Annotated in this window: 1 pseudogene; it reads left to right on the top strand. The window is 43.4% G+C overall.

The features are described 5' to 3' along the window. Positions 1-15 precede the first annotated feature (15 nt). Positions 16-221: pseudogene (locus tag FS628_RS31120) on the top strand (cupin domain-containing protein); the annotation flags it as partial.

Below are 221 nucleotides of genomic sequence, written 5' to 3'. Positions count from 1 at the left end.
AGGAGAAATAATGGTATGATTAATGGGATTGTGGAATGGGGGAAGGTGGAGGTGGGGGGTGATTGTAATGTTGTTGTTAACTATGGGAGGGAGGGGGGGAATTATGTGAGGGAGGTATTGGGAGTGGAAGTGCCAAGGATTGAAAATGGTTTGTTTAATGTATATGTTAGGAAAGGGATCATTGTACAGCGTGATTGGCAGAGGAATGTTAGAGAAATGGT

This window comes from Paenibacillus xylanexedens, from assembly GCF_007676705.1.
GTDB lineage: Bacteria > Bacillota > Bacilli > Paenibacillales > Paenibacillaceae > Paenibacillus > Paenibacillus xylanexedens_C.
Note: the sequence above shows the minus strand (reverse complement) of the source record. Positions and strands in the feature narration are given on the sequence as shown.